23 protein-coding genes and 1 pseudogene are annotated in these 26,942 nt (G+C 54.9%); 10 read left to right on the top strand and 14 right to left on the bottom strand.

Going from position 1 to position 26,942, the window contains the following annotated elements:
- Positions 1–126 precede the first annotated feature (126 nt).
- Together OEL83_05415 and OEL83_05410 are read left to right on the top strand one after the other, a co-directional pair.
- Positions 127–1,203, top strand: coding sequence for a TOBE domain-containing protein (locus OEL83_05415; GenBank protein MDK9706470.1), 1,077 nt, complete (start codon positions 127–129; stop codon positions 1,201–1,203).
- A 199-nt stretch (positions 1,204–1,402) separates the two neighbouring features.
- Positions 1,403–2,638 (top strand): transporter substrate-binding domain-containing protein, encoded by a 1,236-nt coding sequence (locus OEL83_05410; GenBank protein MDK9706469.1) that lies wholly within the window; start codon positions 1,403–1,405, stop codon positions 2,636–2,638.
- 34 nt (positions 2,639–2,672) lie between these two features.
- Here OEL83_05410 and OEL83_05405 read toward each other — a convergent pair whose 3' ends face one another.
- The gene (locus OEL83_05405) at positions 2,673–4,910 is read right to left on the bottom strand and encodes a molybdopterin-dependent oxidoreductase (GenBank protein ID MDK9706468.1); all 2,238 of its coding nucleotides are present in this window, start codon (positions 4,908–4,910) and stop codon (positions 2,673–2,675) included.
- A gap of 148 nt (positions 4,911–5,058) precedes the next feature.
- Between OEL83_05405 and OEL83_05400 the strand changes: the two genes are divergently transcribed.
- From OEL83_05400 to OEL83_05390, 3 genes are all read left to right on the top strand, one after another.
- Entirely contained in the window at positions 5,059–6,030 is a 972-nt protein-coding gene (locus tag OEL83_05400) for a helix-turn-helix domain-containing protein (GenBank protein MDK9706467.1), read from the top strand.
- Positions 6,031–6,176: 146 nt separating this feature from the next.
- Positions 6,177–7,025: a helix-turn-helix transcriptional regulator gene (locus tag OEL83_05395; GenBank protein ID MDK9706466.1), complete on the top strand. Its 849-nt coding sequence runs from the start codon at positions 6,177–6,179 to the stop codon at positions 7,023–7,025.
- Positions 7,026–7,261: 236 nt separating this feature from the next.
- Positions 7,262–8,704: an SDR family oxidoreductase gene (locus OEL83_05390; protein ID MDK9706465.1), complete on the top strand. Its 1,443-nt coding sequence runs from the start codon at positions 7,262–7,264 to the stop codon at positions 8,702–8,704.
- Positions 8,705–8,737: 33 nt separating this feature from the next.
- Here OEL83_05390 and OEL83_05385 read toward each other — a convergent pair whose 3' ends face one another.
- The 3 genes and pseudogenes from OEL83_05385 to OEL83_05375 all read right to left on the bottom strand — a co-directional run bounded on the left by OEL83_05385 (position 8,738) and on the right by OEL83_05375 (position 13,176).
- Positions 8,738–9,961, bottom strand: coding sequence for an HD domain-containing protein (locus tag OEL83_05385; protein MDK9706464.1), 1,224 nt, complete (start codon positions 9,959–9,961; stop codon positions 8,738–8,740).
- A 648-nt stretch (positions 9,962–10,609) separates the two neighbouring features.
- Complete coding sequence (locus tag OEL83_05380; protein ID MDK9706463.1) at positions 10,610–12,697, bottom strand: HD domain-containing protein; 2,088 nt, start codon at positions 12,695–12,697, stop codon at positions 10,610–10,612.
- A 368-nt stretch (positions 12,698–13,065) separates the two neighbouring features.
- Positions 13,066–13,176 (bottom strand): annotated as a pseudogene (locus tag OEL83_05375) (prepilin-type N-terminal cleavage/methylation domain-containing protein).
- Positions 13,177–13,899: 723 nt separating this feature from the next.
- Between OEL83_05375 and OEL83_05370 the strand changes: the two are divergent.
- From OEL83_05370 to OEL83_05360, 3 genes are read left to right on the top strand one after another with little or no spacing between them, the layout of a single operon-like run.
- A complete protein-coding gene (locus OEL83_05370) occupies positions 13,900–14,928 on the top strand; it encodes a BtrH N-terminal domain-containing protein (GenBank protein ID MDK9706462.1) in 1,029 nt (342 codons plus the stop codon).
- Positions 14,925–15,680 (top strand): ABC transporter ATP-binding protein, encoded by a 756-nt coding sequence (locus OEL83_05365; protein ID MDK9706461.1) that lies wholly within the window; start codon positions 14,925–14,927, stop codon positions 15,678–15,680. The genes OEL83_05370 and OEL83_05365 overlap by 4 nt, the downstream gene beginning before the upstream one ends.
- Before the next feature lie 6 nt (positions 15,681–15,686).
- Positions 15,687–17,012, top strand: coding sequence for an ABC transporter permease (locus OEL83_05360; GenBank protein MDK9706460.1), 1,326 nt, complete (start codon positions 15,687–15,689; stop codon positions 17,010–17,012).
- A gap of 38 nt (positions 17,013–17,050) precedes the next feature.
- On the opposite strand, the gene OEL83_05355 is transcribed toward OEL83_05360, so the two are convergent.
- The 6 genes from OEL83_05355 to OEL83_05330 form a co-directional block, all read right to left on the bottom strand.
- The gene (locus OEL83_05355; protein MDK9706459.1) at positions 17,051–17,920 is read right to left on the bottom strand and encodes a hypothetical protein; all 870 of its coding nucleotides are present in this window, start codon (positions 17,918–17,920) and stop codon (positions 17,051–17,053) included.
- 5 nt (positions 17,921–17,925) lie between these two features.
- Positions 17,926–19,086 (bottom strand): hypothetical protein, encoded by a 1,161-nt coding sequence (locus OEL83_05350; GenBank protein ID MDK9706458.1) that lies wholly within the window; start codon positions 19,084–19,086, stop codon positions 17,926–17,928.
- A gap of 6 nt (positions 19,087–19,092) precedes the next feature.
- On the bottom strand, positions 19,093–19,359 hold the full coding sequence (locus tag OEL83_05345; GenBank protein MDK9706457.1) for a phosphopantetheine-binding protein: 267 nt from the start codon (positions 19,357–19,359) through the stop codon (positions 19,093–19,095).
- 139 nt (positions 19,360–19,498) lie between these two features.
- On the bottom strand, positions 19,499–19,888 hold the full coding sequence (locus tag OEL83_05340; GenBank protein MDK9706456.1) for a diacylglycerol kinase: 390 nt from the start codon (positions 19,886–19,888) through the stop codon (positions 19,499–19,501).
- 48 nt (positions 19,889–19,936) lie between these two features.
- Entirely contained in the window at positions 19,937–20,425 is a 489-nt protein-coding gene (locus OEL83_05335; protein MDK9706455.1) for a phosphatase PAP2 family protein, read from the bottom strand.
- A gap of 263 nt (positions 20,426–20,688) precedes the next feature.
- Positions 20,689–20,856 carry a hypothetical protein gene (locus tag OEL83_05330; protein ID MDK9706454.1) on the bottom strand — a complete coding sequence of 56 codons (168 nt, stop codon included), beginning with the start codon at positions 20,854–20,856 and terminating at the stop codon, positions 20,689–20,691.
- Positions 20,857–21,378: 522 nt separating this feature from the next.
- Between OEL83_05330 and OEL83_05325 the strand changes: the two genes are divergently transcribed.
- Together OEL83_05325 and OEL83_05320 are read left to right on the top strand one after the other, a co-directional pair.
- Positions 21,379–21,831 (top strand): pyridoxamine 5'-phosphate oxidase family protein, encoded by a 453-nt coding sequence (locus OEL83_05325; protein MDK9706453.1) that lies wholly within the window; start codon positions 21,379–21,381, stop codon positions 21,829–21,831.
- Between the two features lie 63 nt (positions 21,832–21,894).
- On the top strand, positions 21,895–22,416 hold the full coding sequence (locus OEL83_05320) for a lipocalin family protein (GenBank protein ID MDK9706452.1): 522 nt from the start codon (positions 21,895–21,897) through the stop codon (positions 22,414–22,416).
- Positions 22,417–22,573: 157 nt separating this feature from the next.
- On the opposite strand, the gene OEL83_05315 is transcribed toward OEL83_05320, so the two are convergent.
- The 4 genes from OEL83_05315 to OEL83_05300 form a co-directional block, all read right to left on the bottom strand.
- The gene (locus OEL83_05315; protein MDK9706451.1) at positions 22,574–24,466 is read right to left on the bottom strand and encodes a GNAT family N-acetyltransferase; all 1,893 of its coding nucleotides are present in this window, start codon (positions 24,464–24,466) and stop codon (positions 22,574–22,576) included.
- A gap of 11 nt (positions 24,467–24,477) precedes the next feature.
- The gene (locus OEL83_05310; protein MDK9706450.1) at positions 24,478–25,668 is read right to left on the bottom strand and encodes an amidohydrolase family protein; all 1,191 of its coding nucleotides are present in this window, start codon (positions 25,666–25,668) and stop codon (positions 24,478–24,480) included.
- Between the two features lie 413 nt (positions 25,669–26,081).
- Positions 26,082–26,258 (bottom strand): hypothetical protein, encoded by a 177-nt coding sequence (locus tag OEL83_05305; protein MDK9706449.1) that lies wholly within the window; start codon positions 26,256–26,258, stop codon positions 26,082–26,084.
- Between the two features lie 180 nt (positions 26,259–26,438).
- Entirely contained in the window at positions 26,439–26,879 is a 441-nt protein-coding gene (locus OEL83_05300; protein ID MDK9706448.1) for a hypothetical protein, read from the bottom strand.
- Positions 26,880–26,942 lie beyond the last annotated feature (63 nt).

Raw genomic sequence — 26,942 nt, 5'->3', positions numbered from 1 at the left:
CACTAATTCATTTAATAACCCCCGTCATCCATTGTCAAGATTTTTGCGATGGACTTTGCAAAAAGCCCGTGATGTGGTAGAAAATTTTGATAGTTATTATCAAAATCCTCTTCTTTTATGGACCCTATGCAGAGCGACAAAATCACCCCTGCCCCGCCCAGCCTTGGGCGGCTTGTTCCGGTGCCGGACGCCGAGAATTGTTTGGACCTCCAACAGCTCCAGGACCTTGAGCAGGCATTTCGCCGTTGGGCAAAGGCCCCCAAGAGGCCGGACCACCGCGATTCCCGCGACCGCATCCTCTTGGTATTTCTCATTATCAGATATACCGGCGCCAGGTTGAACGAGGTGCTCAGCCTCGACCTCGGCAAGGATTTCAACGGCGGCCAAAACACCTTTCGCTTCTGCAAGAGGCAGAGCGGCAAGGAGTCCAGCTGCCGCGAGGTGCAGATTCCCGAAACGATTTCAAAAGACATCCAAGCCTTGACTGCTGATGCGGAATCGCGGTGGCCAGGCGGCTCGATCCTGCGCATCGACCCGGCGCATGTTCGCCGCAAATTTTACGAACAGGCGCTGGCCATTGGCCTGCCGAGCAGTCTGGGGACACCTGAGACCCTCCGGAAATCAAGAGCGGTGGAATTAATGCGCAGCAACATGCCCCTGCAGGTCGTGCAAAAAATCCTGGGACACAGAACCCCTAACCTGGCGGCGTCCTACGTGGAATTTTCCGATGCGGAGATCGGTCAGGTGGCCAGATATTTTGCCGACCGGGAAAACAAACGCAAGACCAGCGCCCGTAACGCCTTCTTTGGCAAGATCAACACCATCGCCAGGGGCGACATCCAGACACTCGTCGAAGTGGTCTCGGCGAGTGGCAATGTTATCACCGCAATCATCACCAGCGACAGCCTTACCCGTATCGGCCTTAATCCCGGCATGCTTATTACCGCGGAGGTGAAGGCGCCTTGGATCCAGCTGAGCAAGGGCCAAAACGCCCCCAGCTGCTCGGCGGAAAATATCTTTCAGGGGACAGTGCGCCGGATCAGCAAAAACCGGACCACCGCCGAGATTGTCGTGCAACTCGCCGACGGCACCGAGCTGTGCGCCATCATCACTGAGAAGATGCGAAAACACCTGAACATTAGCAACCAGGATACCTTATGGGCCTTTTTCGACGCCTTTTCGGTGGTTCTCCACGTCGATTGATGCCGCATTGGCTTGTCTGGTCAAACGAAACTTATGCTCTTGTGGTATAAAACTGAAAAGACAATTCCCTTGCCGCTGCCCATTATTTTTATGTATTCCCTTGAGTTTTTATGCGTTGTGTGCTGCAATCACAAGTTGTATCTTCCCGGATATTGGCGACATTCGGGGCACCTCAACTCAGGCACCTGCTCTTCGCGTTATGATACCAAAAACCCTCTGGTTGTGTCTCTACACTCTCTCCGCAGCAATTTGCATTTTCGCAGCATTTCGGCCAGTTGAGGCCGGCGAAACGGCCCTCGATTTTCTAACAACCACAGAGCGGCAATGGCTTGCCGACCACCCTACCCTGCGCTTGGGGGTCGGCGTTTCCTTTCCTCCCTACCAGTGGGTAAGCCAGGAAGACCAGGGTAAGCATATTTTTAAGGGAGTGGTCTCGGATTATGTGAAAATACTTGAAAATCGGCTGAAAGTTCATATGGATATCGTCTACGACCTGACATTCAAGCAGGCCCTTGATTTAGGCAGAAAGAAGGAAATCGATCTTTTTCCATGTTTGGCCGCAACCCCTGAGCGCTCCCAATTTCTGCTGTTTTCAAAGCCCTATATTTCCTATCCGTCGGTCATCATCACCCGGGTCGATGCGCCCTTTATCGGCAAACTGGAAGATCTGCGCGGCAGAAAGATATCGGCTGTCAAAGATCAGGTCATCCATACAACATTACTGAACAAATACGCACATCTCAATTTGTCGATAGTGGAAACGGAAAATGCCGAAAAGGACCTGGAGGCTGTATCCTTTGGCAGGGTCGATGCCTGCTTGATGGACCTCGGCGTGGCCAGCTACTTCATCGAAAAGCTGCGCCTCACCAATCTCAAGGTTGCGGCACCCACCGAGATCGGCAAGATAGAGCTGGCGATGGGGGTCAGGGAGGACTGGCCGGTCCTGCAGGGTATTCTTGAGAAAACCATGGCCACCATCAGTGCCGAGGAACGGGATGCGATAAACCAGAAATGGATTCGGCTGCAATATGATCCGGGAATTCCCGTGGCGCGGATCTTCCGCTGGGCGATCGTCGCCGGCACTGCTGTGGCCGCCGTTTTGGCACTTTTCTTTTTCTGGAACAAGAGCCTACAACGGGAGATATCGGCCCGGCAAAAAGTCGAGCTGGAGCGTAACGACCTGATCACCAGCCTCAAGCAGGCGTTGTCCGAGGTGAAAACCCTGCAGGGATTTCTGCCGATCTGTTCAAGCTGCAAAAGGATCCGCAACGATACCGGCTACTGGCAACAGATTGAGCACTATATCGAAGACCACACCGACTCGAAATTCTCCCACAGCATCTGCCCTGACTGCATCAACACCCTGTACCCGGAAATGGCCGGGAAAATACTGAGAAAGGCCGAACGCGGCGATAAACCACCGTCAAAGCCGTAGCTGCCTGAACGGTTGCGGATCAGGGTTTCGGCAGCTATGCCGCCTCAATCCTGCATGGCACATAGCGGTGCAGCGGCGTGCCGAGAGAATCCCTATTGCCACCACTGGTGAGTCTGTTAACATTGATGCCGTAGACCTTGCCGTCATACTCTAAACCGAAGCCGTGGGGGATCAGCACCGTACCCTGGCGGACGTCGTCGCCTGCCTCCAGCTCGCCCACTTCGCTGCCGGCCTCGGTGGTCACCCGCACCTGCTGTCCATCCTCAAGCCCCAGTGCCTCGATATCACCGGGATTCATGGCGATGGTACAGGCCCTTTTGCCCTCGTTCCAGGCCGGATTGCGCATCAGGGTGTTGGCATTGTACCGCATATGCCGACCGGCACTGAGGATCAGCGGAAATCCTGCAGGCAGTTGCAGGTCCTGTCTTTCCTGGTCGGCAGTAAGCGCCTGCACCTGCCCTGCCAGCTCCTCGATATACACCTCGATTTTGCCGGAAGGTGTTGCCATACCAGCCATGGGATTGCCGGTATCGGCCTGCCCCACCCACAAGCCCTGCGGCCTGTCGAGGATGGCCTGGAAGATGCGGTCCCCCTGGTCCATTCCCGGATTGAATCCGGCGCGTGCGGCATTTTCCCGAAGCGATTTCGGCGCGGTCATCAGCATCCCCCAAAGGGCCGCCTTGTTGGCGCTGTTCCATTCCTTGCCGAGGGTTTTCGCTAAGATAAAGGGCATCTTGGCACGGATCGCCGGTTCCCGTGCCGCCCAGCCCATGAGCTTCATGCCAAAAAGCAGGCGGCTGCCGCGCGAGGCCTCATACACCTCTTCCGGTATCTCCGGGATGAACCCCAGTTTATCGGCGATGGCGGTAAAGATCTGCGACGCCTCCAGACAATCGCCCGGCGGTTCCACCAGGGGCCGGCGCATCTGGAAATAGACCCCGGGGTAGGTCCAAGGAAAGAAGGTCCCATCCCAGGACTCGTAGGCATTGCGGCAGGGCAGGACATAATGGGCATATCGTGCCGTCTCGCTCATCACCACGTCACACACCACCAGCAGGTCGAGCGCCGCGAAGGCCTTTTCGTAGGCGCCGGTGTCCGGATAGGAGCGCAGCGGATTGCAGCCATTGACATAAACCGCCCGCAGTCGATCCTGGCTGCCGGAGAGGATCTCTTCCGGCAGAACCGCCGGAGGAAAGGAGCCGGCGGCGGCGGGCGGCATATTGGTCGCCACCGTCCGCCAGGTCTTCGGATGGCGTTCGTCGGCATGAAAACCCAGGGGCATGACCATGCCGGGAATGACATTGCCGCCGCGTACCCCGAATCTGCCGCAGATGACGCCGAGAATGTTCATCAGATAGGAGTTGAGGACGCTGTGGCGGCCCATGTAGATCCCCAGGTCCGGGTGCATGCACCAGCGCTTGCTGGTCATGAGACGGCAGAGTTCGACGACCGGCTGCAGATCCAGCCGGCAGACGGCAAGGGCCGCCTCGATATCCACATCGGTAAACCATGGCCTGATGGTGGCAAAACCTTCGACATGGTTTTCCAGATACTGCCTGTTCTCCCAGCCCTCATGGAGGATGATGGCGATCATTGCCTTCATCAGCAGGGCGTCGGTGCCGGGATAGACCGGCAGGTGGATATTGGCGAGCCGTGCCGTCTCGCTGCGCCGTGGGTCGATTATGACCAGCAGTTTATCGGGATTTTTGGCGATCTCGGTCAGCACCCTGGGCGCTTCCGGCATTTGATGGCTCTGCATACCGTTCCAGCCCCAGCCGACGAGCATTTCCGCCTCATGCTCATCGGGGATGGCGAGGTTGTACTGTTTGCCGAGCATCCGGCCGAACACCCACCAGGCGCCGCTGAACTCCTGCCCGGCCGATGAATAGAAATACTGCGAGCCCAGCCCCCGCAGCAGGGACAGGCCAAAGGCCGCCTCAAAATGCCCGCCCTGAGAACTGCCCCCCATATAGGCCAGGCTTTGTGGCCCGCAGGAATCAACGACAGCGTGCAGCTTGGCGGCAATCTCTGTCGTCGCCTGTTCCCAGCTTATCGCCGCGAAACCCTCACCGATCCGTTTGAGCGGGGTGGTCAGGCGGCCTTTGGGGTATTGATAATTAAGAATCTTCAGTCCCTTGCGGCAGGCATATCCTTTGCTGCGCGGATTGTCCTTGTCGGGCCGCACCTTGACCATCCTGCCGTCTTCCACCAGGATCTCCAGGCCGCAGTTCTGGGCGCATAAGATACATCCGGATTTTTGCCAATTTTCCATGGAACACCCCCTGTTGGTTAGTTATTCGCCCTAAGGGACGACTCTTCCCACCTAGTTACCCCTTGCACGAACAAATGAAAAGAGGCATAAATGCCAAAAACCGTGCATAAACGGCCATGAGAAATCAACAACCAAAGAGGAGGGTTGGATGAAGATTACCTTTTTTGCCGCAGACGGCTGCTTCTCATCAGGCATCACCAGCCTGCTCGATATGTTTGCCATTGCCAATATGTGGCAGACATCGCTTACCGGCAACCGACAGCCGCTCTTTGTCACCGAAATTGCCACAGTGGACGGCGCCCCGGCCCTTGGCAGTGGCTGCATCCAGCTGCTCGCCCATCGCCCGCTCGAAGCCGTCGACGACAGCGATTTCATCCTGCTGCCACCCTTCATCCCCCTGCCGGAACCATCGGCCGAGGGGCGCGGTGTGCTAAACGATTGGCTTATCGCCCAACATCAGAAGCGAACGCCCATTGCCGCGATGTGCACCGGGGTATTCCTCCTTGCCGAGACAGGCCTACTCAATGGCAGGAAGGCGACGACAAACTGGCAGTTTGCCCGTAAATTCCGCCGCACCTTTCCCGAGGTCCATCTGCATACCGAACACCTGGTGACCGAGGACGACGGCCTGCTCTGTACCGGTGCCGCCACCGCCAATTTCAACCTCGGCCTCAGGATAATCGCCAGGTACGGCTCCGACGAACTGGCCTCGACCTGCGCCAAGGCCCTGCTCCTCGACCCCAACCGGGAAAGCCAGGCCCCCTATTATATCTTTCGCCGGGAAAGGGAACACGGTGATGCCGAGATAGAAAAGGCCCAGCGCTATCTGGAAGACAATTTCTCCGGAACGATCATGATCGACGAGGTGGCCGGCCATGTGCGGATAAGTCCCCGCCATTTCAAGAGAAGGTTCAAAGAAGCCACGGGCAGCAGCCCCGTTCAATATCTGCAGATGGTGCGTATCGAGGCCGCCAGGAAGAAGCTCGAAACGACCCTTTCCACCATCGACGAGATCACCCGGCAGATCGGCTACGAAGACAGTAGCACCTTCCGCCGTTTATTTAAGCAGCACACCAACCTCTCACCGCGGGAATACCGTGATAAATTTCTCCGGGTGTAGAGCAGCCGGACGCCCGGCAAGCTCTGGCGTATCGGGTCCGGCAGAGCCGCCCCGGCCCGGGGCCCTGACGGGTCTTGCAATGACGGCGAAAGTGGTGCATTGTGTAGCGGGTACAGCCTCCGCTCCTCTTTTATAAGGTGCCTGCCATGGATATCTATAAACTCGCCCTCGATTCGATTTCCGCTCATATCGCCATTATTGACACCACCGGGCAAATTATTGAAACCAACCGGGCATGGCGAGAATACGGCGAGAAAAACGGCATCAGGGTCGAGGCATCCTGCATCGGCCTGAACTATCTTGAAACCTGCGACCGGGCCAGCACCTCCCCCACCGACGACACGGCACGGATCGCCGCCGGCATCCGCCAGGTTTTGGGTGGAGAGATCGAGGAGTTTTTCATCAATTACCCCTGCCACTCACCCACTGAGGAACATTGGTTTGCCCTGCGGGTGGTCAAGTTCCGCGATCCGGGCAGCGGCCGGGCGGTCATGTCGCACGAGGACATCACACCGCTCATGCATATCCACCGCGACCTGGCGAAAAAGGAGGAAAACCTTCGCGAACAGGCCGGCAAGCTGGAGGAAAGCAACATCGCCCTGAAGGTCCTCCTCGACCATCGCCAGAAGGACCGCGTCCAGCTCGAAGAAAACATGCTGGCCAACATCCGCACCCTGATATTGCCCTACGTCCATCAGCTCATGAACAGCCCTCTGCCGAAACGGGAGCGGACCATTCTCGAAATCCTCGAAGAGCGCCTGAACGAGATCGCCTCGCCCTTCCTCAACCGCCTCGGCAGCCTCAACACCATCCTCACCCCCCAGGAAATTAAGGTGGCGACCATGGTCCGGGAGGGCCGGAGCAGTGCTGACATTGCCGAGATCATGGCGATCACCACCGCCGCCGTCGATTTTCACCGCAAGCATATCAGGAGGAAACTGGGCTTGAGCAAGAGCGGCAGCAACCTGCGCTCCTATCTACTGGGCTTGCAATAAGGCCACCCCATGGCGGGGCATTGTCCCTTCTCCGTCTCGCCACCCGGTGCTGCTTTGTCGCAAGGCCGGACCTCACTGATAGCTCTCACTATCAGTACGCTACCAAATGTCCCACTTTGCCTTAGGGAATTTTCGTCTTAATGTGTCAGGTACAAACAGCTGTGGTCTTGCCTGCCGGACCGGCCCGCAGGTACACTGACCATCACCATTATCCTCAGGCTTTTTTCAGGTACGCCATGCCCCAGACCAAAAAGACCGTTCTCATCACCGGCGCAACCGGCTATATCGGCAGACGCCTCACCCACCACCTCCTCGACCAGAACCGCCATACGGTGCGGCTTCTCGTCCGCAACCGCCGGAAAGTCCAGGTGGCCGTTGCCGATCGCGTGGAGATCATGGAAGGCTCGACCTTCGACCGGCCGTCCCTCGACCGTGCCTTAAGCGGGGTGGACACGGCCTTCTATCTCATTCATTCGATGGGTGAAAAAGATGACTATCGGCGGCTGGACAGCACCAGCGCCGAGAATTTCGTACAGGCGGCCATCGCCGCGGGTGTCCGCCGCATCATCTATCTCGGCGGACTCGGCGTCAAGGATACCGCCAGCAAGCACCTGCTCAGTCGCCTGGAAACCGGGGAAATCCTGGCGGCGCAGCCCGAGCAAATTCAGACCCTGTGGCTACGGGCGGGGGTCATCATCGGCTCGGGCAGTGCCAGCTATGAAATTATCCGCAATCTGGCGCAAAAGCTGCCGTTCATGCTCACCCCGAAATGGGTGCGCACCGTTTCCCAGCCAATCGCCATCGGCGATGTCCTCAACTACCTCGAAGCGGCGATCGACGTACCGGCAACAGGCAACCTGGTAGTCGATATCGGCGCGGAGAAAATCAGCTTCCAGGAAATGGTGTCGCAAGCCGCAAAAACCATGGGTTTGCGACGGTGGATTGTGCCGGTACCGGTGTTGTCGCCAAAGCTTGCCTCCTACTGGCTGGTCCTCTTCACTCCCGTCCCGTATAAAATTGCCGCTGCTCTGGTGGAGGGCCTGAAAAGTGAGACCGTGCAGCAAAACGACAATGCCACCCTCACCTTCCCGCAGATCCAGCCCATGCCGTTTACTCAGGCGGTGGCCGAGGCCGAACGTGACTTGACCCGCAACCAGGTACTCAGCCGGTGGTGCGACAGCAGCGGCCTGCGCGCCTGCGATATCGGCGATTTCAACGACCCCGCCGGGGCGGTGCTGCGCGATGTGCGGCGCATACCTTTCAACAAAGGAGAAAAACCGGAAAAGGTCTTTGCCAGCGCCTGCCGGCTGGGCGGTGGCCACGGCTGGTCACGCTATACCTTCCTTTGGCAGCTACGGGGCCTGATGGACAAAATTGCCGGCGGCTATGGCCTCAATCGGGGCCGCAGGCTGCCGGACAGCCTGCGGCTGGGTGACGCCATAGATTTCTGGAAGGTGGCGGATATTAGGCCAAACCAGCGCCTGCTGTTATATGCCCAGATGAAACTGCCCGGCGAGGCCTGGCTGGAGTTCGACATTAAGGAAGATTGCCTGGTGCAGACCGCCCATTTCCTGCCCAAAGGGCTAATAGGCAGGGCCTATTGGTATGCGGTAATGCCCTTTCACAATCTGGTCTTTGACGATCTCGCCAGGTCGGTGGTTGACGGGGCGGCGGACTAAAGGATGGACAACCGATAGGAAAGGGAGCCCCGCTCACCCTTCGCCGACGGCGACAGAATAGCAGGCCTCGGGCATGGCGCAAACTAGGGACACCAGCTCCGCATCGAGCTGACCGCTTTCCGCCCCGCGGCGAAGCAGATCGACAATGGTGTTAACCGGCTGCGACGAACGGTACGGCCGGTCCTGGGCCATGGCCTGGAAGATATCGGCGATGATGATGATCCGCGATTCAATGTCCAGTTCACTGGCGGTCCTGCGGAAGGGGTAGCCGCTGCCGTCGAGTTTTTCGTGGTGATCGGCGGCCCAGCGGGCGATATCCTCGAAGCCCTTGATGCGCCGGAGAATCTGATAGGTGACATAGCTGTGATGGCGCATGGCGAACAGGCCGTCCTGATCCAGCTGCCCATCGAAATCAAGTATGATGTCGGGGACTTGAAGTTTACCAAGGTCGTGCAGAAGGCCCGCCGCCTCGATCCGGTCACAGGTTGCCGGTGCCAGACCGCTGTGCTCGGCAAGGAATCGCGAAAGACTTGCCACCCCGCGGGAATGTTCGGCGGTGTACCGGCTTTTAGCATCGACAATCTGCCCGAACAGGGAGGCGACATGCAGCAGGTCGTGACCATCCAGGTCGATGGGGCTCGGGTTGCCGGCGGTGCTGTGGGTGGCCATGAAGCCTTCAATGTGCACCGGTTCCATGCCCAGCCAGAAGGCATCGTTTGCCGACACCAGCATGAGGATCTCGACCAGCTCCGGATCAAAATAGCTCTCCCCCAGGCTGTTGAGTGTCCGAAGGATCGACTCCTTGGCCACCAGATGATTGGCCGACGGGTGCAGGCCGGCTAAAGCATCGACCCGGTCGAGGAGGAAGATGAGATTGGCGTAGCGCCGGGTTCTCGCCGGCAGGGGTATGTCCTGTAACTCCGGCCAGCGGGTGTGATGGTAGCGGATGATATCGCTCAAGGGGGCAAGGGGAGCAAAAAGACGCAGCCGTTCGGCACCCAGCCGGCAATGCAGGTCGGAGCCGTTCCAGTCGAGCTCGTCGACCAGCTGTTTGTGGACCTTGGTCGATGATACCCCGCAATCGTGAAGCAGCCCGGCACGAAAAAGCAGCAGCCGCTCGTCGTCATTAAGATTCAAGGAGGCGGCACAGCAGTCGGCCATATAGGCAACCCGCTTGCCATGGTAGAGTTCATCGACCCCGACCAGGTCGATGGTATTGGACAAGGCGCCAATAAGGTGGTTGAGATCCAGTTGCATCGGTTTTCCTCGCCAGGCTTGCAGGATAGCGGCGTTTCTACCTGACCGGAAAGGCGTCTGATCGCCATGGGCCAGGCTTAGGTTTTATCGGGGAGAAGCGTCACCAGTCCCGTTTCCACCGGGTGGCCGCTCTTTGAAGAGTATATGCCCTTCATTTGTCTCCCGTCAACCACAGGCGGACGATTAGCCGATCAGAAATCCGGTTTTTATAGCTGAGTTGAGCCGCTTGTCTGCGCATACGAAATCATGTCCTTGCAGTATGTAGTTGAGTAGAGCAGCCCATCCGCTCATATAAAACCAACGCCCTTACGGTGTAAGACGCCCTGAGAAAACGATTTCTTATCACCTCACCATCATCTCTCCCGCCGCCACGTTGAATTACAAATTGATACTGTACGCGCTATCCTGTTTGATATTCAATCTCACAAACTTTCCACCTCATCAATTTAAAGGTAAGACCTCAATAAGGCTGGATTTTTTCCATACGGTCATCGCCGATTGCAAAACAAGTGCAGGAAGATTTTATGGTATCGTTTGATTGAGCAGACGATCTACTCAACGCAGCTTTACGAGGCGAGTTCCTGCCGGTGATGCAGCCATGCTCCTTGCAACAGATGGCCGTGACGGGAATGTCATAGACTGAGGAAATCAGGGCTCTGCCACTACCGCCAGAAAGACATCGACTACCTTCGGGTCGAAGTGGCTGCCCGCACCTTCGATGATCAGCTTTTTGGCGCGATCATGGATCCATCCCTGGCGGTAGGGTCTGTCGGAGACCACCGCATCCCAGACGTCGGCAACCGACATGATCCGAGCACGCAGGTCAATTTCCTCACCGCGTAAGCCTTGCGGATAGCCGCTCCCATCAAACTTTTCATGATGCTGGGCAATCATGGGCAGGATGTCCTGATAGGCGGTGATCGGTTCAAGAATTCGCGCACCGATCGCCGGATGCTCACAGACAGCGGCATACTCTTTTTCATCAAGGTGACCCGGTTTGTCGAGGATCGCCATGGGAATACCTATCTTGCCGATATCGTGGAGTAAGCCACCTCTTTTCAAGCTTTCAATTTCCTTCTCCGTAAGTCCCATATGCCTGCCAATGGTCGCCGATATCTCAGCAACCCGTTCCGAATGGCCGGAAGTCCACTTTGATTTTGCGTCCACCGTCCTTGCCAGGGCTTCGATGGTTCCCATGGCGAGTTTTTCTAGATCATCAACGAGTTGCGAATTGGTTAAGGCAACTGCCAGCTGGTTGGCGATCTGCTTGGCCTGGGCCATGGCATCTTCATCAAGATGCGGTGGTTCTTTCCAGCCGAAGATGAGCAGACGATCGGAGGAATGTGCGAAGGCTACCGGCAAACGAAGAAAAAATCGACACTCAGCCGACAGGGAGGTGAATAGCGGCGGGATGTCATCTCCACGGAACAAACGCGCTGGTTCTGTACCAAACAGCAGACGCAGGTCCTCCTCGCTTGAGGCAGAATAACTAACGACTGGGTCTTCCTGCCGCCGCCCCAACATCTTATAGACCTTGAGGTGTCCTGGAGATTGTTTTGAGTGTTTGACGAAGATGGTTGTGGTGCATGCGAAGAATTTCTTGGTGCGCAGCAGGGTGGTGGCGAGTACTTTTTTGCGATCAAGGGAGGAGAGAATCGCTCTGTCGATTTCGGCTAAAAGTTGCAAGGCGGCAAACTGTTTGTCTAATTGGCCGGTCATCTCGTTGAAGGCGCGGCCAAGGTCCTCGAATTCGTCATTGCTGGTTATTTTCACGCGGTTGGTGAAATCACGGTCGGCAACCCGCTTGGTACCCTCAATTAACATTTTTAACGGCTTGAGGTTTTTGCGGATAAAACTCATCGAAAGAAAGAGGATCAAGAGCAGCAGGAAGAGGACTATCAACGGGAAGGTCCGGCGAAAACTATCCATAGCCGCCATGGCATCGCTCTTTGCCTGGCTGAGCAGGATAAGCCAGCCTGTTCGCTGGAAGCGTGATTCAAAAAAGACATTCACCGCCGAGGCAAAAAAAGTTTCCCCGCCAAGCTTATAACTAAAGACCCTGGCGTCATTTTCGTGCTGGTGTCGTTTGAGCTCAGCGTACTCTCCGTTGGGGCTGTTTTCGGTTGCCATAATGGCTTGGCCGGTCCGGTCATAGGTGGTGAGTTCAGTGAGCGGCGGCAGCAGAGGACTTGCGCCGACTCCCCAGAGATAGTCAATTCTGGCCGCACCGATTACCACAAATTTCTCGCCACGATCGTTTCTGTTGCTAACCCCGAAAAACACCTGGCCGGGATGAGGACCATCACTGAGAGTTACCACGAAGGGTTTGTCATCACTAAGATCGGCATCTCCGATGACCCGCTGAAGATCAGTCGCATCAATCTTGCCCATGATCGGTTGCACATCTTCACCCAGATGGAAAACCGCTATGCCAGTAAAAAGGGGTTCCAGTCCAACGGATTTGGCTGAATCTAGATGAGTAACCGGGGCGCTGCTGAACAGCCCACCTATATTGGCCAACTCATTGTCGAGCCGAATCATCCGATCGAGAAGCCCCATCCCATAGGCATTGGCTTCGTGCTTCAAGCGGCGAAGACTTTGCTGCTCAAGTTCGTTTGATACCTTCTGGTAGGTTATGGCGATCAAAACCATCGTCGGCACAAAGGCACAGAGGAGAAAAAGCAGACTAAACCGCCTGGCTACCCTGCTATTGAGAAAGTCCAACCCAGCATCCATAACACCTCCGCTCGTATCTAATAGTCGGATACCCGACCAAAATAACCACCATCGTTTGCGCGGACGATATCATCAAGGCTCGCCCGGGCGGAAAAAGGCTTTTGGGACACCCCATCGGGTCCCTTGCTGTAGAGGTCATAGTCGGTGTTGACCGGAACCATGTTGCGGTTTTTGCGCATTTGTCCTGTTTTTGGCTTGTCATCGGCGATGTTGAGGTATTCGTAGGTGTTTCCCCAGGGGTCTCGAAGATTGCCAAGGCCGATTTCATTAAGATTTGCCGGGAAACGATTGTTGACTACTTGAAATGCCGTGCACTCACGACTGATCATCTGCATGTTGCTGATCACAACGCGGTACTGGGTTATGCGGATATAGTTCTGGTACATTGGGATGGCAATCGCCGCCAGAACGCCGATGATCGCAACGACGACCATCAACTCTAGCAGGGTAAGTCCTTTCTGATTGTGGTGGATTTTCATGTTTTGCTCCACAAAAACCAATTTTTGTGGGAGGATGATAAGTATTTGCTTTCTTTTGGATTCTCCAAAAAACCCTTTACAACAGAGTGCCATCCAATCTCATGCATAAAAGCTGTCTTTTACCAACATGTAAAGCAAATACTTTTACACTGAAACCAATACTCGCTATTACACCAAGCTCTCCAGGATCTTTTCCGAAAAAAATAGACAACAGTATCCCGCCACAGACGATTATCATGCCTGCACCTCGATGAAAGTCTCTCCATATTCTGGCCAGCCATCATCGAAAAGTTCAACAAGCCCTTAAGTAGAAAACCTGCTGCCAATAAAGCCCAAGGAGGGTCTTAGATCAACCACAGGCGGGCAATTAGCGGGCAGAGGGCCGGCTTTTAAAGGCGAGTCGGTCAGCCGGCCTGCGCAAACGAACCATTTGTCCGTGCGGTATACGCCATCACCTTCAAATAGAAATTGACACTGCAGGCACTATCCTGTTTGATAGTCAATCTCACAAATCTTCGCCCTCGGCACATTAACGGCAAGACTTCAATAAGGCTGAGATTTTTCTGTTGCGGCGTAGTGGCGGATTGCCAAGCAGGTGTAAAAAAAATATGAAAGCTAAGGTAGTTCCACACGATCAAGGCACGCAACAGTCTTCGGCGTGGCGACGGCGGAACTGAAAACTATCCCAACGACTTTTCTTCCCATAGGCATTCGTCACCCTTAATGGACGCTCTTATCCCCTTTCCCCATAGTCAATCGGCGCACTGCGAAAGCGGCGTAACCGCCAACCTGCTGCGCTTTCACCACATAGAATGTTCCGAGGCCCTGGCCTTTGGGATCGGCGAGGGGCTTTTCTTCGGCTATATGCCATTTATTAAGATCAATGGCCTCCCTCTCACTACCTTTCGCGGCAATGTCGGCAGCATTTTCAGCAAGGTCAACAAGCGTCTCGGCGTGACCGTGCGGCGCCGTAAGTTCCGTTCCGAGGAAGAGGCTATGCAGGTCCTCGATGCCAAACTTGCCGAGGGCGTTCCCGTCGGCTGTCAGACCGGCGCTTATTGGCTGCCCTACTTTCCGCCGGCCTTTCGTTTTCACTTCAACATGCACAATCTGGTGGTTTTCGGCCGGCAGGGGGATGAGTACCTGATCAGCGATCCAGTCTTTGAGCAGGTGGTCCGCTGCAAACGCCAGGACCTGCAGCGCGCCCGCTTCGCCAAAGGGACTCTGGCGCCAAAGGGGGCCATGTATTACCTCGAAGCGGTCCCCCAGGCACCGGACATGGCGGCAGCAGCATGGCAGGGCCTGGTGCGGGTATCCACGACCATGCTTCGTGTCCCCATTCCCTTTCTCGGGGTGCGGGGCATTACCTTTCTTGCCGACCGGCTGGAAAAATGGCCGAAGAAATTAGGCGACAAGAAGGCCCTGCTGTATCTCGGGCATTTGATCAGAATGCAGGAGGAAATTGGCACCGGTGGTGGCGGCTTTCGCTTTATATATGCGGCATTTTTGCAGGAAGCAGCCGAACTCTTACACCTTGACCCGCTCTTTCCTCTCGCCGAGCGGATGACCAAGATCGGCGACACCTGGCGCCGCTTCGCCGGTTCCGGGGCACGGATGTGCAAGGACAGGGGCAAGGTCTCCGACACCTATGAGAATCTTGCCGAAATCCTCCGCCAATGCGGGCAAAGCGAGCAAGCCCTGTATACCGACATCCTCCGTGTCTGCAATGACCGGAAAAGAGGGGCAAGTTGAACGATAACGCGCCACTCCTCTATAGCCGGAATCTCTATCTCACCTACGCCGGCAATCAGACCCCGGCATTGAATGGTGTTTCCCTGTCCCTGACCAAAGGGGAGCTGTGCGGTCTCATTGGCCCGAATGGCGCGGGGAAGACCAGCCTGATCTCGGTTTTCACCACGCTGCTTCGTCCGGACCAGGGATCGCTGATGGTCGCCGGAATTGACGCCCTAAAAAATCCGGCAGCGGTGCGCGGTAAAATCGGCTTTGTGCCCCAGGACCTCGCCCTCTACGACAAGCTTACGGGCCTTGAAAACCTCAGCTATTTTGGCCGGATGTATGGCCTCAAACGGGCACTGCTGCAGGAAAAGGCCAAATATTATCTGGAGATGTTCGGCCTCTATGACAAGCGCCACCGCCAGGTGGCAACCTATTCCGGCGGCATGAAACGCCGCATCAACCTCATCGTCGGTATCATCCATGACCCGCAATTATTGTTTCTCGATGAACCGACGGTGGGTATTGACGCCCAGTCGCGGCACCTGATACTGGAAAAGCTTGCCTCCCTCAACCACCGGAACATGGCGATGATCTATACCTCCCACTATCTCGAAGAAGTACAGCGTTTGTGCCGGCGGATCGCCATTATCGATGCCGGCCGGATCATTGCCGAGGGAACACCGCAAAGCCTTCTCGCCGAGGCCGAGGGCTGCGGTGATCTCGCTGCCCTGTTTCTCCAGAAAACCGGCGAACATCTGCGGGAGTAAACGGTTATGGCCCTGACAAAACTCTTTGTATCAATTGCCAAGGAATTGCTCCTGCTCCTTCGCGACCGGCTGGGGATGGTCCTTCTTTTCATTATGCCGGCCTTCCTGGTAATCGTCATAACCCTCATTCAGGACAAGGTTACCACGACCCATGTCGAGGTCCTCTTTATCGATCATGACCACGGCATAATCGGCAAGGAGATTCGCGGCATGTTCGGCGGGATGGATACCATCCGCCTCGTCGAAACCCTGAACGGCGAGGCGTTGACGGTGGATACGGCCAATGCCCTGGTGGCGGCCTCGAAATACCAGTTTGCGGTGATTCTTCCCCTCGGCCTCAGCAGCGCTGCGATCGAGGCGGCACAGATGACGGCTGCCAAGAACCTCTTTCCCGAGCGCGTGGTTGCACCAGCCCAAGCGATTCCGGAGATCCTGGTGCGTTTTGATCCGACGGTGCATGGCAGTTTTCGTTCGGCGGTGCGTTCAGCCCTGGGGCAGGTCATCATGGCGGTGGAGACCCGGCTGCTGGTTGAAAAAAGCCTGGCCATGCTTCCGGAAAAGATCGGCGCCAATCTGCCGCCGGCAATGCGTACGGCTATGCCCCTGCCGGAGTTAAACGCCAAGGACCTGCTGCCGCAGCTCTTTATGGGCAGCAGCCTGATACCGGTGCAGGAACACTTCAGCTCGGCGATGGGCTTTATCAAGCAACCTACCGCCGTGCAGCAGAATGTCCCCGCCTGGGCCATTTTCGGCATTTTTTTTATTGCCGTGCCGCTGGCCGGCTCACTGATCAAGGAAAGGGAGTCCGGCACCCTGCTGCGGTTGAAGGTCCTGCCGGTCAGCTACCTGACCTTTATTTCGGGGAAAATCATAGCCTATATGATCGTCAGCCTGGTTCAGTTCATCTTTATCGTCATGGCCGGCATCTATATTCTGCCGCTGTTTGGCCTTGCCGCCTTTGAACCGGGGAGTCAACCCCTGCTGTTTTTCATCATGATGGTCTGCGTCATCGCCGCCGCTTGTGGTTATGGCATCCTCCTCGGGACGATAGGCCGGACCTACGAGCAGATTGCCGTCTTTGCCCCGGTATCGATAGTCATCGGCGCCGCCTTGGGCGGGATCATGGTGCCGATTTATGCCCTGCCCGATTTCATGCGGCCGATCTGCCTGTTTTCCCCCCTGTATTGGGGGCAGAGCGGATTTTACGACATCCTTCTCCGGGGCGGCGATCTGCGCGCCATCCTTCCCGAGGCCTCAGCCCTTCTGGCCTTTTGTTGTGCGACCATGCTGGCCGCTTCCCTGTATGCCCGAAGCCGCAAGAAATGCCCCTGAAAATCCCTGGCACCTGCGGCCGTTAGAACACCTGTCTTTCAATACCTTTGACAGGCAACACAGCTGTATTGGCCTCTTGTGTCGCAATTGATGTGCAGCAGCCGGGCCTTGCTGGAGGTTTTGAGAAAATGGCCGACGGCAAAGGCCGAGGAGGTCTCGTAATAGCCAAACCTAGTGATGTAATCAAGTTCCTCATGATTGCCGCATTGTTTGCGGAACAGCTCCTTGTCAGGCGGCGTCATGAGGATGCCGAAAGCCAGCACGGTATGACCGGAGGCTGCGCTGCTCGCCCAGGCAAGCGCCTGCTCGCGGTCCCGGAAGGTGGCGACATCGAGGATTTCACCTATCGCCCCTGCCTTCCGGGCAGTACAGTACAGCCAGCTGCTGCCCTCGACGAGCTTTACGGAATGATAGGAGGCATGATATTTCTCGGTAAATTTTTTCCTTGAGAAAAGTGCTTCATCAACCCCGCCGATCAAGGCCTCTTGTATATGCTGCAAGGCAAAATCGACCCGCGCCAGCTCCAGGCCCCGCTCGAAGGCCACGTTTTTACTCGACACGGTTATGCTGCGTCCTAGGGTCTGCAGGCTCTGCGCCACATAAAAGGAGGCGGTATTGCTCATGGTGTTGATAAAATTGAGCGGCTTGGGAAAGGAATTTTCCCGAAAGATCTGATGCAGAACATTTTCCGTGTCGCCCAGATTGCCGTTTTCGGTGGACAGGTACACGGCGGTGGCAGGATCTATCGTTCTGCCGTGCACACACTGGTGCACGCCCATAAGCGACAGCATGATGAATTTATTGACCCTGCGGAAAAAATAGTCGGTGTACTTTTTCAGCTCGGCTTTCAGCGGGGCGATATCATCAACAGGATCGCAAACAAACGCCGATGCGTTGTGGATATACATGACTGTCAGTCCTTATTGGTGACGATGAACGATGTACAGTTGCCGCCGAATCCGAAGAAATTCAGCATGAAATTGCCGTGCTTGATCATGAGGTTTTCCGTGAGTGGCCGGGCGTTGATGGCCTCATCGACATCCTTGAATCCAGCCGTTGCCGGGAAAAAGCCCCTGGCCACCGCCCCCGTGATAAGTATCAGTTCAATGACTCCCGATGCGCCGACGGTGTGCCCGACATAGGGCTTAATGCCGGTAAAGGGAGGCATTTCGTCACCAAAGACGATCTTCATGCCGTTAAATTCCGTGACGTCATTGACGGGACTCCCCGTGGCGTGGGCCTTGATCGCGTCAATATCGCAGGGGCTGAGTCTGCAATTTCTCAAGGCATCACTGATCACCGCGGCGATGTCCCGGCCGCTGGCATTATGGGTGGTGACATTGAAGGTGTCGCAGCCATTCGCCCCGCCGAGAAAGCGGAAGTTGTCAGGTGTCCGGCGTTTGCCTTCAAGAACAACCGCGCCGCAACCCTCGCCCATGATGACCCCGACCCGGTTCTTATCAAAAGGCTTATACCCGCTCGACTCGATCAGCTTCAGCGATTCAAAGCCAAGCAGCCCGACATCGATATACAGATCATAGCCGACAACGATTGCCCGTTCGATCTGCCCGGCCTGTATCAGGGAAGCGGCGTACAGCAGGCAATTAGCACTTGATGTGCAGGCGGTAGCAAAGGTGTAGCATGGGCCATAGACCCCAAATTGTTCGGCGACCCGGTTGATGATCATGCCATAGCCGGGGGTCTCTTCGGAGATTTGCCTCGATCCTGATTGCCCGGCGGTTTTATAGCCCCATTCGGCCATCGGCATATCTATTGATGTCGATCCGAAAAATAGCGCGCAGCCTGCAAGCTCGGCCTCGGTCAGCCCGGCATCCTTTATGGCCCGGCCGACCGTGTCGAAAAGCATCCGGTAGAATTGCTGGTCAAGGTCTGCAAGGTTGTCCTGCGCCGCGCCGGGAATCCGATAGTGGGGCCGGGTGTAGTCAAGGCCGGCAACCTTGATCGGCATGTCGGTTGTCTTGCAGACCTTATTACGTATGCTCTCGACTATTGCATCAAGACTCTCGCCGAGAGAACAGAGAATGGCATTGCCGGTAATGTAGACATTTTCCATGCGGCCTCACTCCGGCCGGATATAGTCGGCAAAGGAAGCAAATGAAGTCATGACCTGCCGCAACTCCTTGCTGTCGGTAATCACCACGCCGTACTTGTTCTGGATGGCGATTGATATCTGCAGCGCGTCGATCGAATCAAGCCCGACCAAGGAAGACTCGCCAAACAGAGGGTCATCGTCGGGGATATCTTCCGGGCCGATGTCCAGATCGCATTCCTCAATAATCAACTGTTTCAGTTCCGTTTTAAATTTTTCGTCCAGTGAACCCTTCATAAACCCTTCCCGATTGTTGTTTATTTGCCGCTTTTTCCAAAGGCCAGATAATATACACCAAAACCCGGCAAATTAGCTCAGCCATTTGCCGGACAAGGCCTAAAATCTCTACACCCCGAGGGCCTGCGGCCGATTCCCATTAGACATGGAAGATTGCCCAGAAGTTGCTGAGTTCAGTAAGCAGGACAACAACCCAGAGAAGTATGGAGATACCTGTCGCCGCGGCGGATATGTCCTTTATTATCTTAATTTTCTCGTTTTCATTGGTCTCGATGAAGTCGCAAAGAGCCTCGATGGCGCTGTTGAACAATTCAGCAATGAGCACCAGGCCGGTGGCGGCCATGATGACAAGAAAATCGACCCATTGGCGGAGAAAAAAGCAGGTCAGGAGCATAAACAGGGAAAGGTAGAACTTGTAAGCGACGCTGAAATCATAGCGAATGGCATAGCGCAAACCGGATAGGCAGACCATGATCTTGCGTATCGGGTGATAGCCCTCTTCCCCTTGGCCGAGAAATTTATTTCGCACGGTTTAAACTCCCCTCTAAAGAATGCAATGTGTTGTCAGTAAAGCCAGCTATTTCCCCTGTAGCCAAGGCAGAAGAGGAACGAGCAACCTCACCCCTGAAACAATGAGAACGGCCAAAGCCATCCCTGCCAAAACATCGGAAAGGTAGTGCACCTGGAGGTAGATGCGCGAATATCCGACAAGGCCGATGACCAGCAGACTGAGAAGGGCTACAAGAGTCGCCCAGAGTGTCGGCAAGACCTGAAAGGCAATCAAGGTCACCGACAGGAAGAAGGCGGCAGCCTGGGCCGTATGGGCACTGGGAAATGACCAGTCGGCGGGCATCGCCACAAGGAGGTCGGGCGAGGACGGTCGCGGCCGGCGAAACAACAGTTTAGCCGCATGGACGGAGATGATGGTGATCACCATCCCCAGACTGATCGAAATTGCCTGCCCGGATTTGCCGTACCAGAGCAACAGCAGGCAGAGCAGTACCGTCAGCGGCAAAAGAAGATACAGGGAACCGAGCCAGGTGACAGCGACAAAAAAGAAGTCCATAAGCGGGCAACCCTCTGAGGTTAACTATACGGGTGTTCTAGCAAGCATGATTTACAAGGCTTGCAAGCCTTACAAACTGTAGCGAAGAATCTCTCTTTGCGCCTTAGCGAACACAAAAAAGACAGGGGCAGCCAGTAACCCTGGCCGCCTCTGTCTTTTTCGTTGCACTGTATAGTAAAATTTCCGTTTGGGAAAGTAAACCTGCCGCAGTTCCAATTATAATTGTTTACTCTGGCTGAACCCCTGGCCCAGCCAGCCGGCTGCTACCACCGATCGGTTGCGATAAAATCATTGACGTTGTTGCAGGTCGAGCGCTCACCCTCACTGAGACTCTCATAATTCGTCACCGTATCCTGCCGATCGATAACACATACATACTCGTGGCCTTCTTTATCATTCACCCAAGTCAGGGAACCAAAATCGCTATTCATATTCTTACCTCATTGGTTGTTTTTCATCGGTTATAGGGAAGAGCTTTCTCTCTTCCTTGTCATGCCTTAACAATAGGGTCAAACAACACTACTTCAATAGGAGAAAAATATGGGACTAATGATAGTAAACACTCCCATCTGCAGCTCGTCTCTTTATGCTGGCTGGTTCTTTAAGCCTTCAGGTGAGTACACTGTATCGTTTGGTTTCGTGAGGGCATCCTGAAGGGGCTATCATAAAGACAAGCCCCTGACCCTTGTTGAGACAGGATATGTAAATTAATTGGTATATCTTGGCCCATGCGATATTATACCGCGAGGACATACCTTTGGTTTGTCTGGCTAGGCCCCACAACTCAGCTATTATCAAACAAAGCTGCGTCGGTAGTTGCGATTGCAATCAGGTGATTCGTATGCCCTTTCCTCAACGGTCCTTTTCCCCGTCAATCCTTGACAGCCTTTGTTTAGAAGAACCTCATGGCGGACATGCCTGCAAGTCGCCTTCATGGAGGAATTTAGCCAACAATGACCACCTCTGAAATATACCCTGATATCTTGCTGGAACTCTGCTGCAAGCAGCCCTTGGCCGTTCTCGCCACGGCTGCCGGCTCGGCTCCTTATGCCAATCTGGTTGCCGTTGCCTGCACCCCCGACCTGCGGCACTTTTTTTTTGCCACCTCCCGCGCCACCAGGAAATGGCACAATCTCTCGACCAACCCGCGGGTTTCCTTACTCATGGATAATCGCAGCAATCAGGTGAAGGATTTCACCCAGGCCGCCGCGGCAACCATTCTCGGCACAACCAAGGAGCTGACCGGACTGGCACGCGAGGAAAAGCAGGTTCTCTTTTTATCCAAACACCCGCATCTTACCGATTTCTTAGCTGCACCGGATTGTGCATTTTTTCAGGTCACGACCAAGCATATTTATCTGGTGACGCACTTTCAGAAAGTCATGAAATTCGATTTCCAAGCATGATATGCTGGGTGCCCGTAATTGCCGGACAAAAAACTCCTTCTTGATCAGAAAAGAGGTATGTTTATGAAGGCCTTAACCCTTGTTGCAGTCTCCCTCTTTCTGGCCGCGTGTTCTCTCTCCACAACGAGTATTGCCCCGGAAAAACCGCTACAGACCGTCGCCCATGTCGACCTCGATCGCTATCTTGGCCTGTGGTATGAAATCGGCCGATACCCGAACAGCTTTCAAAAAGGCTGCCAGAACAGCACGGCACAATATACCGCTCGCCCGGATGGCGAGATAGATGTGCTGAATAGTTGCCGGGACGAGCAAGATGGCAGCCTGCGGCAGGCCAAGGGACGGGCCTGGGTCGTCGACAAGGCCAGCAACGCCCGCCTTAAGGTCTCTTTTTTCTGGCCTTTCCGGGGAGACTATTGGATCATCGACTTGGAACAGGAATACGAGTACGCCGTCGTTGGAACCCCCGACAGAAGATATCTCTGGATACTCAGCCGTACCCCAAGAATGCAACCAGAAATTCTGGCAAAGGTTCTAGAGAATGTCGAGAAAATGGGATTCATCCGAGACAAGGTGCTGCTCCATTAACGGTGGTGTTGCCTCTAACCGTCCTTTTCTGGTTAAAGCCCTACCTGCGCACCCTTGAATTTTTGCGTCATTGACATGATCTGGCTGGGTCACGCGGCGGGACAGAAGGCAAGTGACTCCCGACCTCAAAGAATCACTCGCAGGTGGCCCGCACGGATTACTGCCCATCGCCCTCGGCCGGGGGCTGAAAATCCATGGTGACGAAAAATCCGCCGCTCAGATTGGGGGCCAATTTGGCATGGGGATAACGCTTGGCGAAGACGTTGAACATCGCCTGGTTCTCGTCCAGGACCGTGGCGACAAAGCCGATGAATTTGTTTTCCTTGGCGATTTGCTCCAAAAATCCCAGCATCTGGCTGGCCAGGCCCTGCCCCTGGAAGTCGTCGTGGACGACGAAGGCCACCTCGGCATAGCCGTATTCCTCCCGGTAGTACGAGCCGATGGCCACGACCTCCTGGTGATCGCCCTTTCGCACCCGGGCAATGAGCGACATATTGTCGTGGTAGTCAACCTCCGCCCATTGCTGCTGCGCCACCTCGTGCGAGAAAAGGCGCATTTTATAGAAAAATCGCTTATATATGGTCTCCTCTTTCAAGGAGTAGAAAAAGTTACGATAATCGAATTCGTCGGAGGGGTACAGCGGCCGGATCGACACGTTCTGGCCGTTCTTCATGGTGATCCGCCAGTTGTATTTTTCCAGAAAAATGAGATCACGCTCCATCGGCGGCAGCTGGTCGGCGAAGATATAATGGTGCTTCTTGGCGGCCTCTATCAGTTGCGCGCGGAACTTGGGATGGGCGATCTGCGCCAGCTCGATGACCCTTTGGTAGATGCCCTTGCCCTGCAATTCGGCGCAACCGTATTCAGTCACCACGAAATTGACGTCGCCTCTGGTGGTGGCAACGCCGGCGCCCTCCGACAGATGTGAGACAATCCGGGAAACCGTGCCATTTTGCGCCGTGGACGGCAGGGCGATGATCGAGAAGCCGCCCTTGGACATGGCCGCCCCCCGCAGAAAATCCACCTGGTCGCCGATGCCGCTGTAGAAACGGTAGCCGAGAGAGTCGGAACAGACCTGGCCGGTGAGATCCACCTCCAGGGCCGAGCTGATGGACACGAGATTATCGTTGCGGGCAATCACCAGGGGATCGCTGACGAACTCCGACGAGCGGAAATCAAACAGCGGGTTGTCATTGACGTAGTTATACAGCTTTTCCGAACCCATGCACAACGAGGCCACGACCCGCCGCGGCAGCAGGGTCTTCAATTTATTGGTGATGACCTTTTTTTCAAAGAGCGGCAGCATGGCATCGGTAATGAGCTGGGTGTGCAGGCCCAGGTCCTTTTTGTCGACGAGGTGCTTGAGGATGGCATTGGGCAACGAGCCAAAACCGATCTGCAGGGTGTCGCCATCGCGAATCAGCTGGGAGATAAAATGGCCGATGCGGCGGCTTATATGATCGCCCAGGAAATTGAGATCATAGGTCACCAAGGGCTCTTCATGGGGAACAAAATAGTCGATAGCGTCGATATGCACAAAGCTGTCGCCCCAGGCCCGCGGCATGCAGGGATTGACCTGGGCAATCACCAGCTCGGCATTCTCCAGGGCGGAACGGGTGATATCGACGGAAACCCCAAGGCTGCAGTAGCCGAATTCATCGGGGGGGCTGACCTGAACCAGGGCGATATCGAGACCGATGCGATGGCTCTTGAATAATCTCGGAATCTGCGAAAGATAGGTGGGCAGATAATCGATCTTGCCTTCAAACACCGCCTTGCGCATCGGTTCGCTGATAAAAAACAGCTTGAGGGAAAAACGCTCGGTAAAATCCGGATTATCGACATACTGCGCCAGGGTGTGGGAAAACATCTGATAGATGACGATGTCCTGGTTGTCGCCGCCCGCGACCAGGGCGTGGATGAGGTGCTGCGGCTCGCCGCAGCCGGTACCAATAAAGACGCGGCAGCCATTGTGAATCGACTCCAGGGCCACTTGCGCCGTGACGATTTTCGCTGCAGGCAGTTGTTCCTGCCACTGTGGCAATGACATAGGATCTCCGCTTATAAAGGAATCTTGCTATATGCTCTACTTGGCGCACCATCAACATAGATGCCTGCCAGGTAGGAGAGCTTTCTCGGTAGTTGTTGCACTGCGCCCCTGGTGATCAAAAACGTTGTCCGCCGCCCGACGGCAAGCTGCCCCAAGCCCTCCATACCGAAGAACCTCGCACCGTTTTCCGAGGCGCAGCGGATGGTTTCGGGGAGGGAATAGCCGGCCTTAATAAAGAGTTTCATCTCTTCAAGCATCGACTCGCCATGGAGTATGCCGGTGCTGCCGGCTCCGGTTCCAAGGGCCATAGCCACTCCCGCATTTCTGGCAAAACGCAATTGCCGGAGCTGTTCGGCGAGCACCTTCTGCCAAAATGCCTCGGCGCCCGGCACCGCCTGGCCCGGGGCCACATAGCGCTGGGAGAAACGGCAGCATACGTCGCCGCCGGACCCCGCACCATCCAGGGCATTCTTGGCCCGCAGCACGCTGGGAATCCACAAAACACCCTTCTCCGCCATTTTGCGGAGGTTGTCCTCGCCCATGCCGTAGCCCTGTTCGATGGCATCGCAGCCAGCAGCAAGGGCCTCCGCTACCTGCCGGGCACCATTGGCCACCACGATTGCCTTCTTGCCGCCTCTGCCCTGAAGAATGCCGCACAGGTCATTATAATCAAGTCGGGGAGACGAATCATCGCCGTCGTCGATACTTGCGGAATAGCTAATCCTAATAAAGTTGCCTTCAGTAGCTCCGCCTGCGGCACAACCCTTTTCGCTCAAGCAGCCATTGCCGGAGATCCGAATGTCAATCATTCCGCCCAACTCCACCCCCTGCCAACAGCGTTCGATCAGATCGGATATCTCGTCGTTTTCAGCCACTCCCAGCACTCCGTGGGCATGACAGTAGCGAATATGCCGCCCCACCATGGCTGCCTTTTCGGCAAGGCCTGCCTGAGAAGAGGCGATCTGCACATCTCTTGCCACCGATGGCGACCGCGACAGGGCCACACTGCAGTCAACCAAGGGCGGCAGAATGGTGCAGTGTGAGAGATCAGCTATGGCCGCTCCGTCCACGCGGGGAAGGTGTGCCACGGAATCAATGGCGGTTATGATTCCCTCCTGCACCGCCAGAAAGACATCCTTTCGCACACCAGCCCCGCTGCCGTCGATCAGACTTCCCGCCACTATGAATGAGGTATTGTCCATGAATGTTTTCCAGAACCCACCAAGCGGATTAAACGCCTTGGGCATGACCAAACCTGTTATTGCAAGATGAAACCAAATGCTTCTTGTTTTAATAATTTATGAACTCGCATCTTACCACAAAAACTGCCCATTTGCTGACAGAGTTTATGCAACTTTGCGATGACATATAGGCCGGGAAATTGTTGACTGCAGATGGTCCATTCACCAATATTGAATGGCAGCATGACGAGATGCTCGGCAAAATGGCTGATCTTTTGGAGAGTATTATGCGAGCTCTCCAGAAAAATGCGAAGGGTCTACGACAAGACACCAGGCAAGACCAAAAACTTGCGCAACGAGTCTTGCGAGAAAGCTATTAGACCAGCAGAAGAGAGCACCTGCATCACTTTAATTTGATATACTGTCCCCCGAATTTAAATCTCGGCAAGGCAAATGCGCGCATCGCGTATTCCTCGTTCGATCTCGTCAATGGGAATGCTTGCTCCTGGGTCCTGATCAACGCGGTACGCATCAAGCCTAGCAGCTTCAATCGCAGGCTTGAATATTTCATCGTAGCGACGATCGAAGGTCGAACCGTCGAATGGCTGCATCACGAAACAAGTTTCCATAAGCACCTTTTCATTATTCTGAATCTCTCATGTCCAACTTTCAAGCTCAGGGGCTTGCGGAATTTGACCATTGATCAATGGGTTACCTGTGAGTTTGACAGCAAGACTGGACTTCGAAAAAACGGGTTGCTTGCTAGTCCCTTGCAGCGTTATGTTTGGCGTTTATTTGCCTGATTTTCTAGACAATACCGCAGAAATAATCTCACCCTCTCCCCCCTTTGCAACAATATTACAATCAACAGTTAATGAAGACTTGTCTGTTGATATTTTGGAATTACATTTTGCCATCACTCTAGTATTAGCATCCTTTTCAGTTTCAGAATTTAACGTATACAAATAGCTGTTATTTTCCAACTTACCTTCGACTTCAAACTGAACTTCATTGCTCATAAGATCATTTATTGGAACATACAAAATTAGAGTTCCATCTAGTCCCTTCCCGATTTTCAGAGAAATTTTCGAAATATCTTTTTTGGTTTTGCCATCTTTTCTCATATCATACCGGCCTTCCCATTCCCCGTAAAAATCCTCTTCTTTTAGTTGATTGGAACTGCAAGAACAGATCATTAATGTGGCAAGTAGTAAATAACTGATCTTTTTCATAATGTCCTCTTAGTGAAATTTTAATCGAATAGATTTTGGTTGCCCAACGCTCCGGGTAACTTA

It is taken from the genome of Desulforhopalus sp. (genome assembly GCA_030247675.1).
In the GTDB taxonomy this organism is placed as follows: Bacteria; Desulfobacterota; Desulfobulbia; order Desulfobulbales; family Desulfocapsaceae; genus Desulforhopalus_A.
The sequence above is the reverse complement of the archived record's forward strand: the minus strand, read 5'-3'. Positions and strand labels throughout refer to the sequence as shown.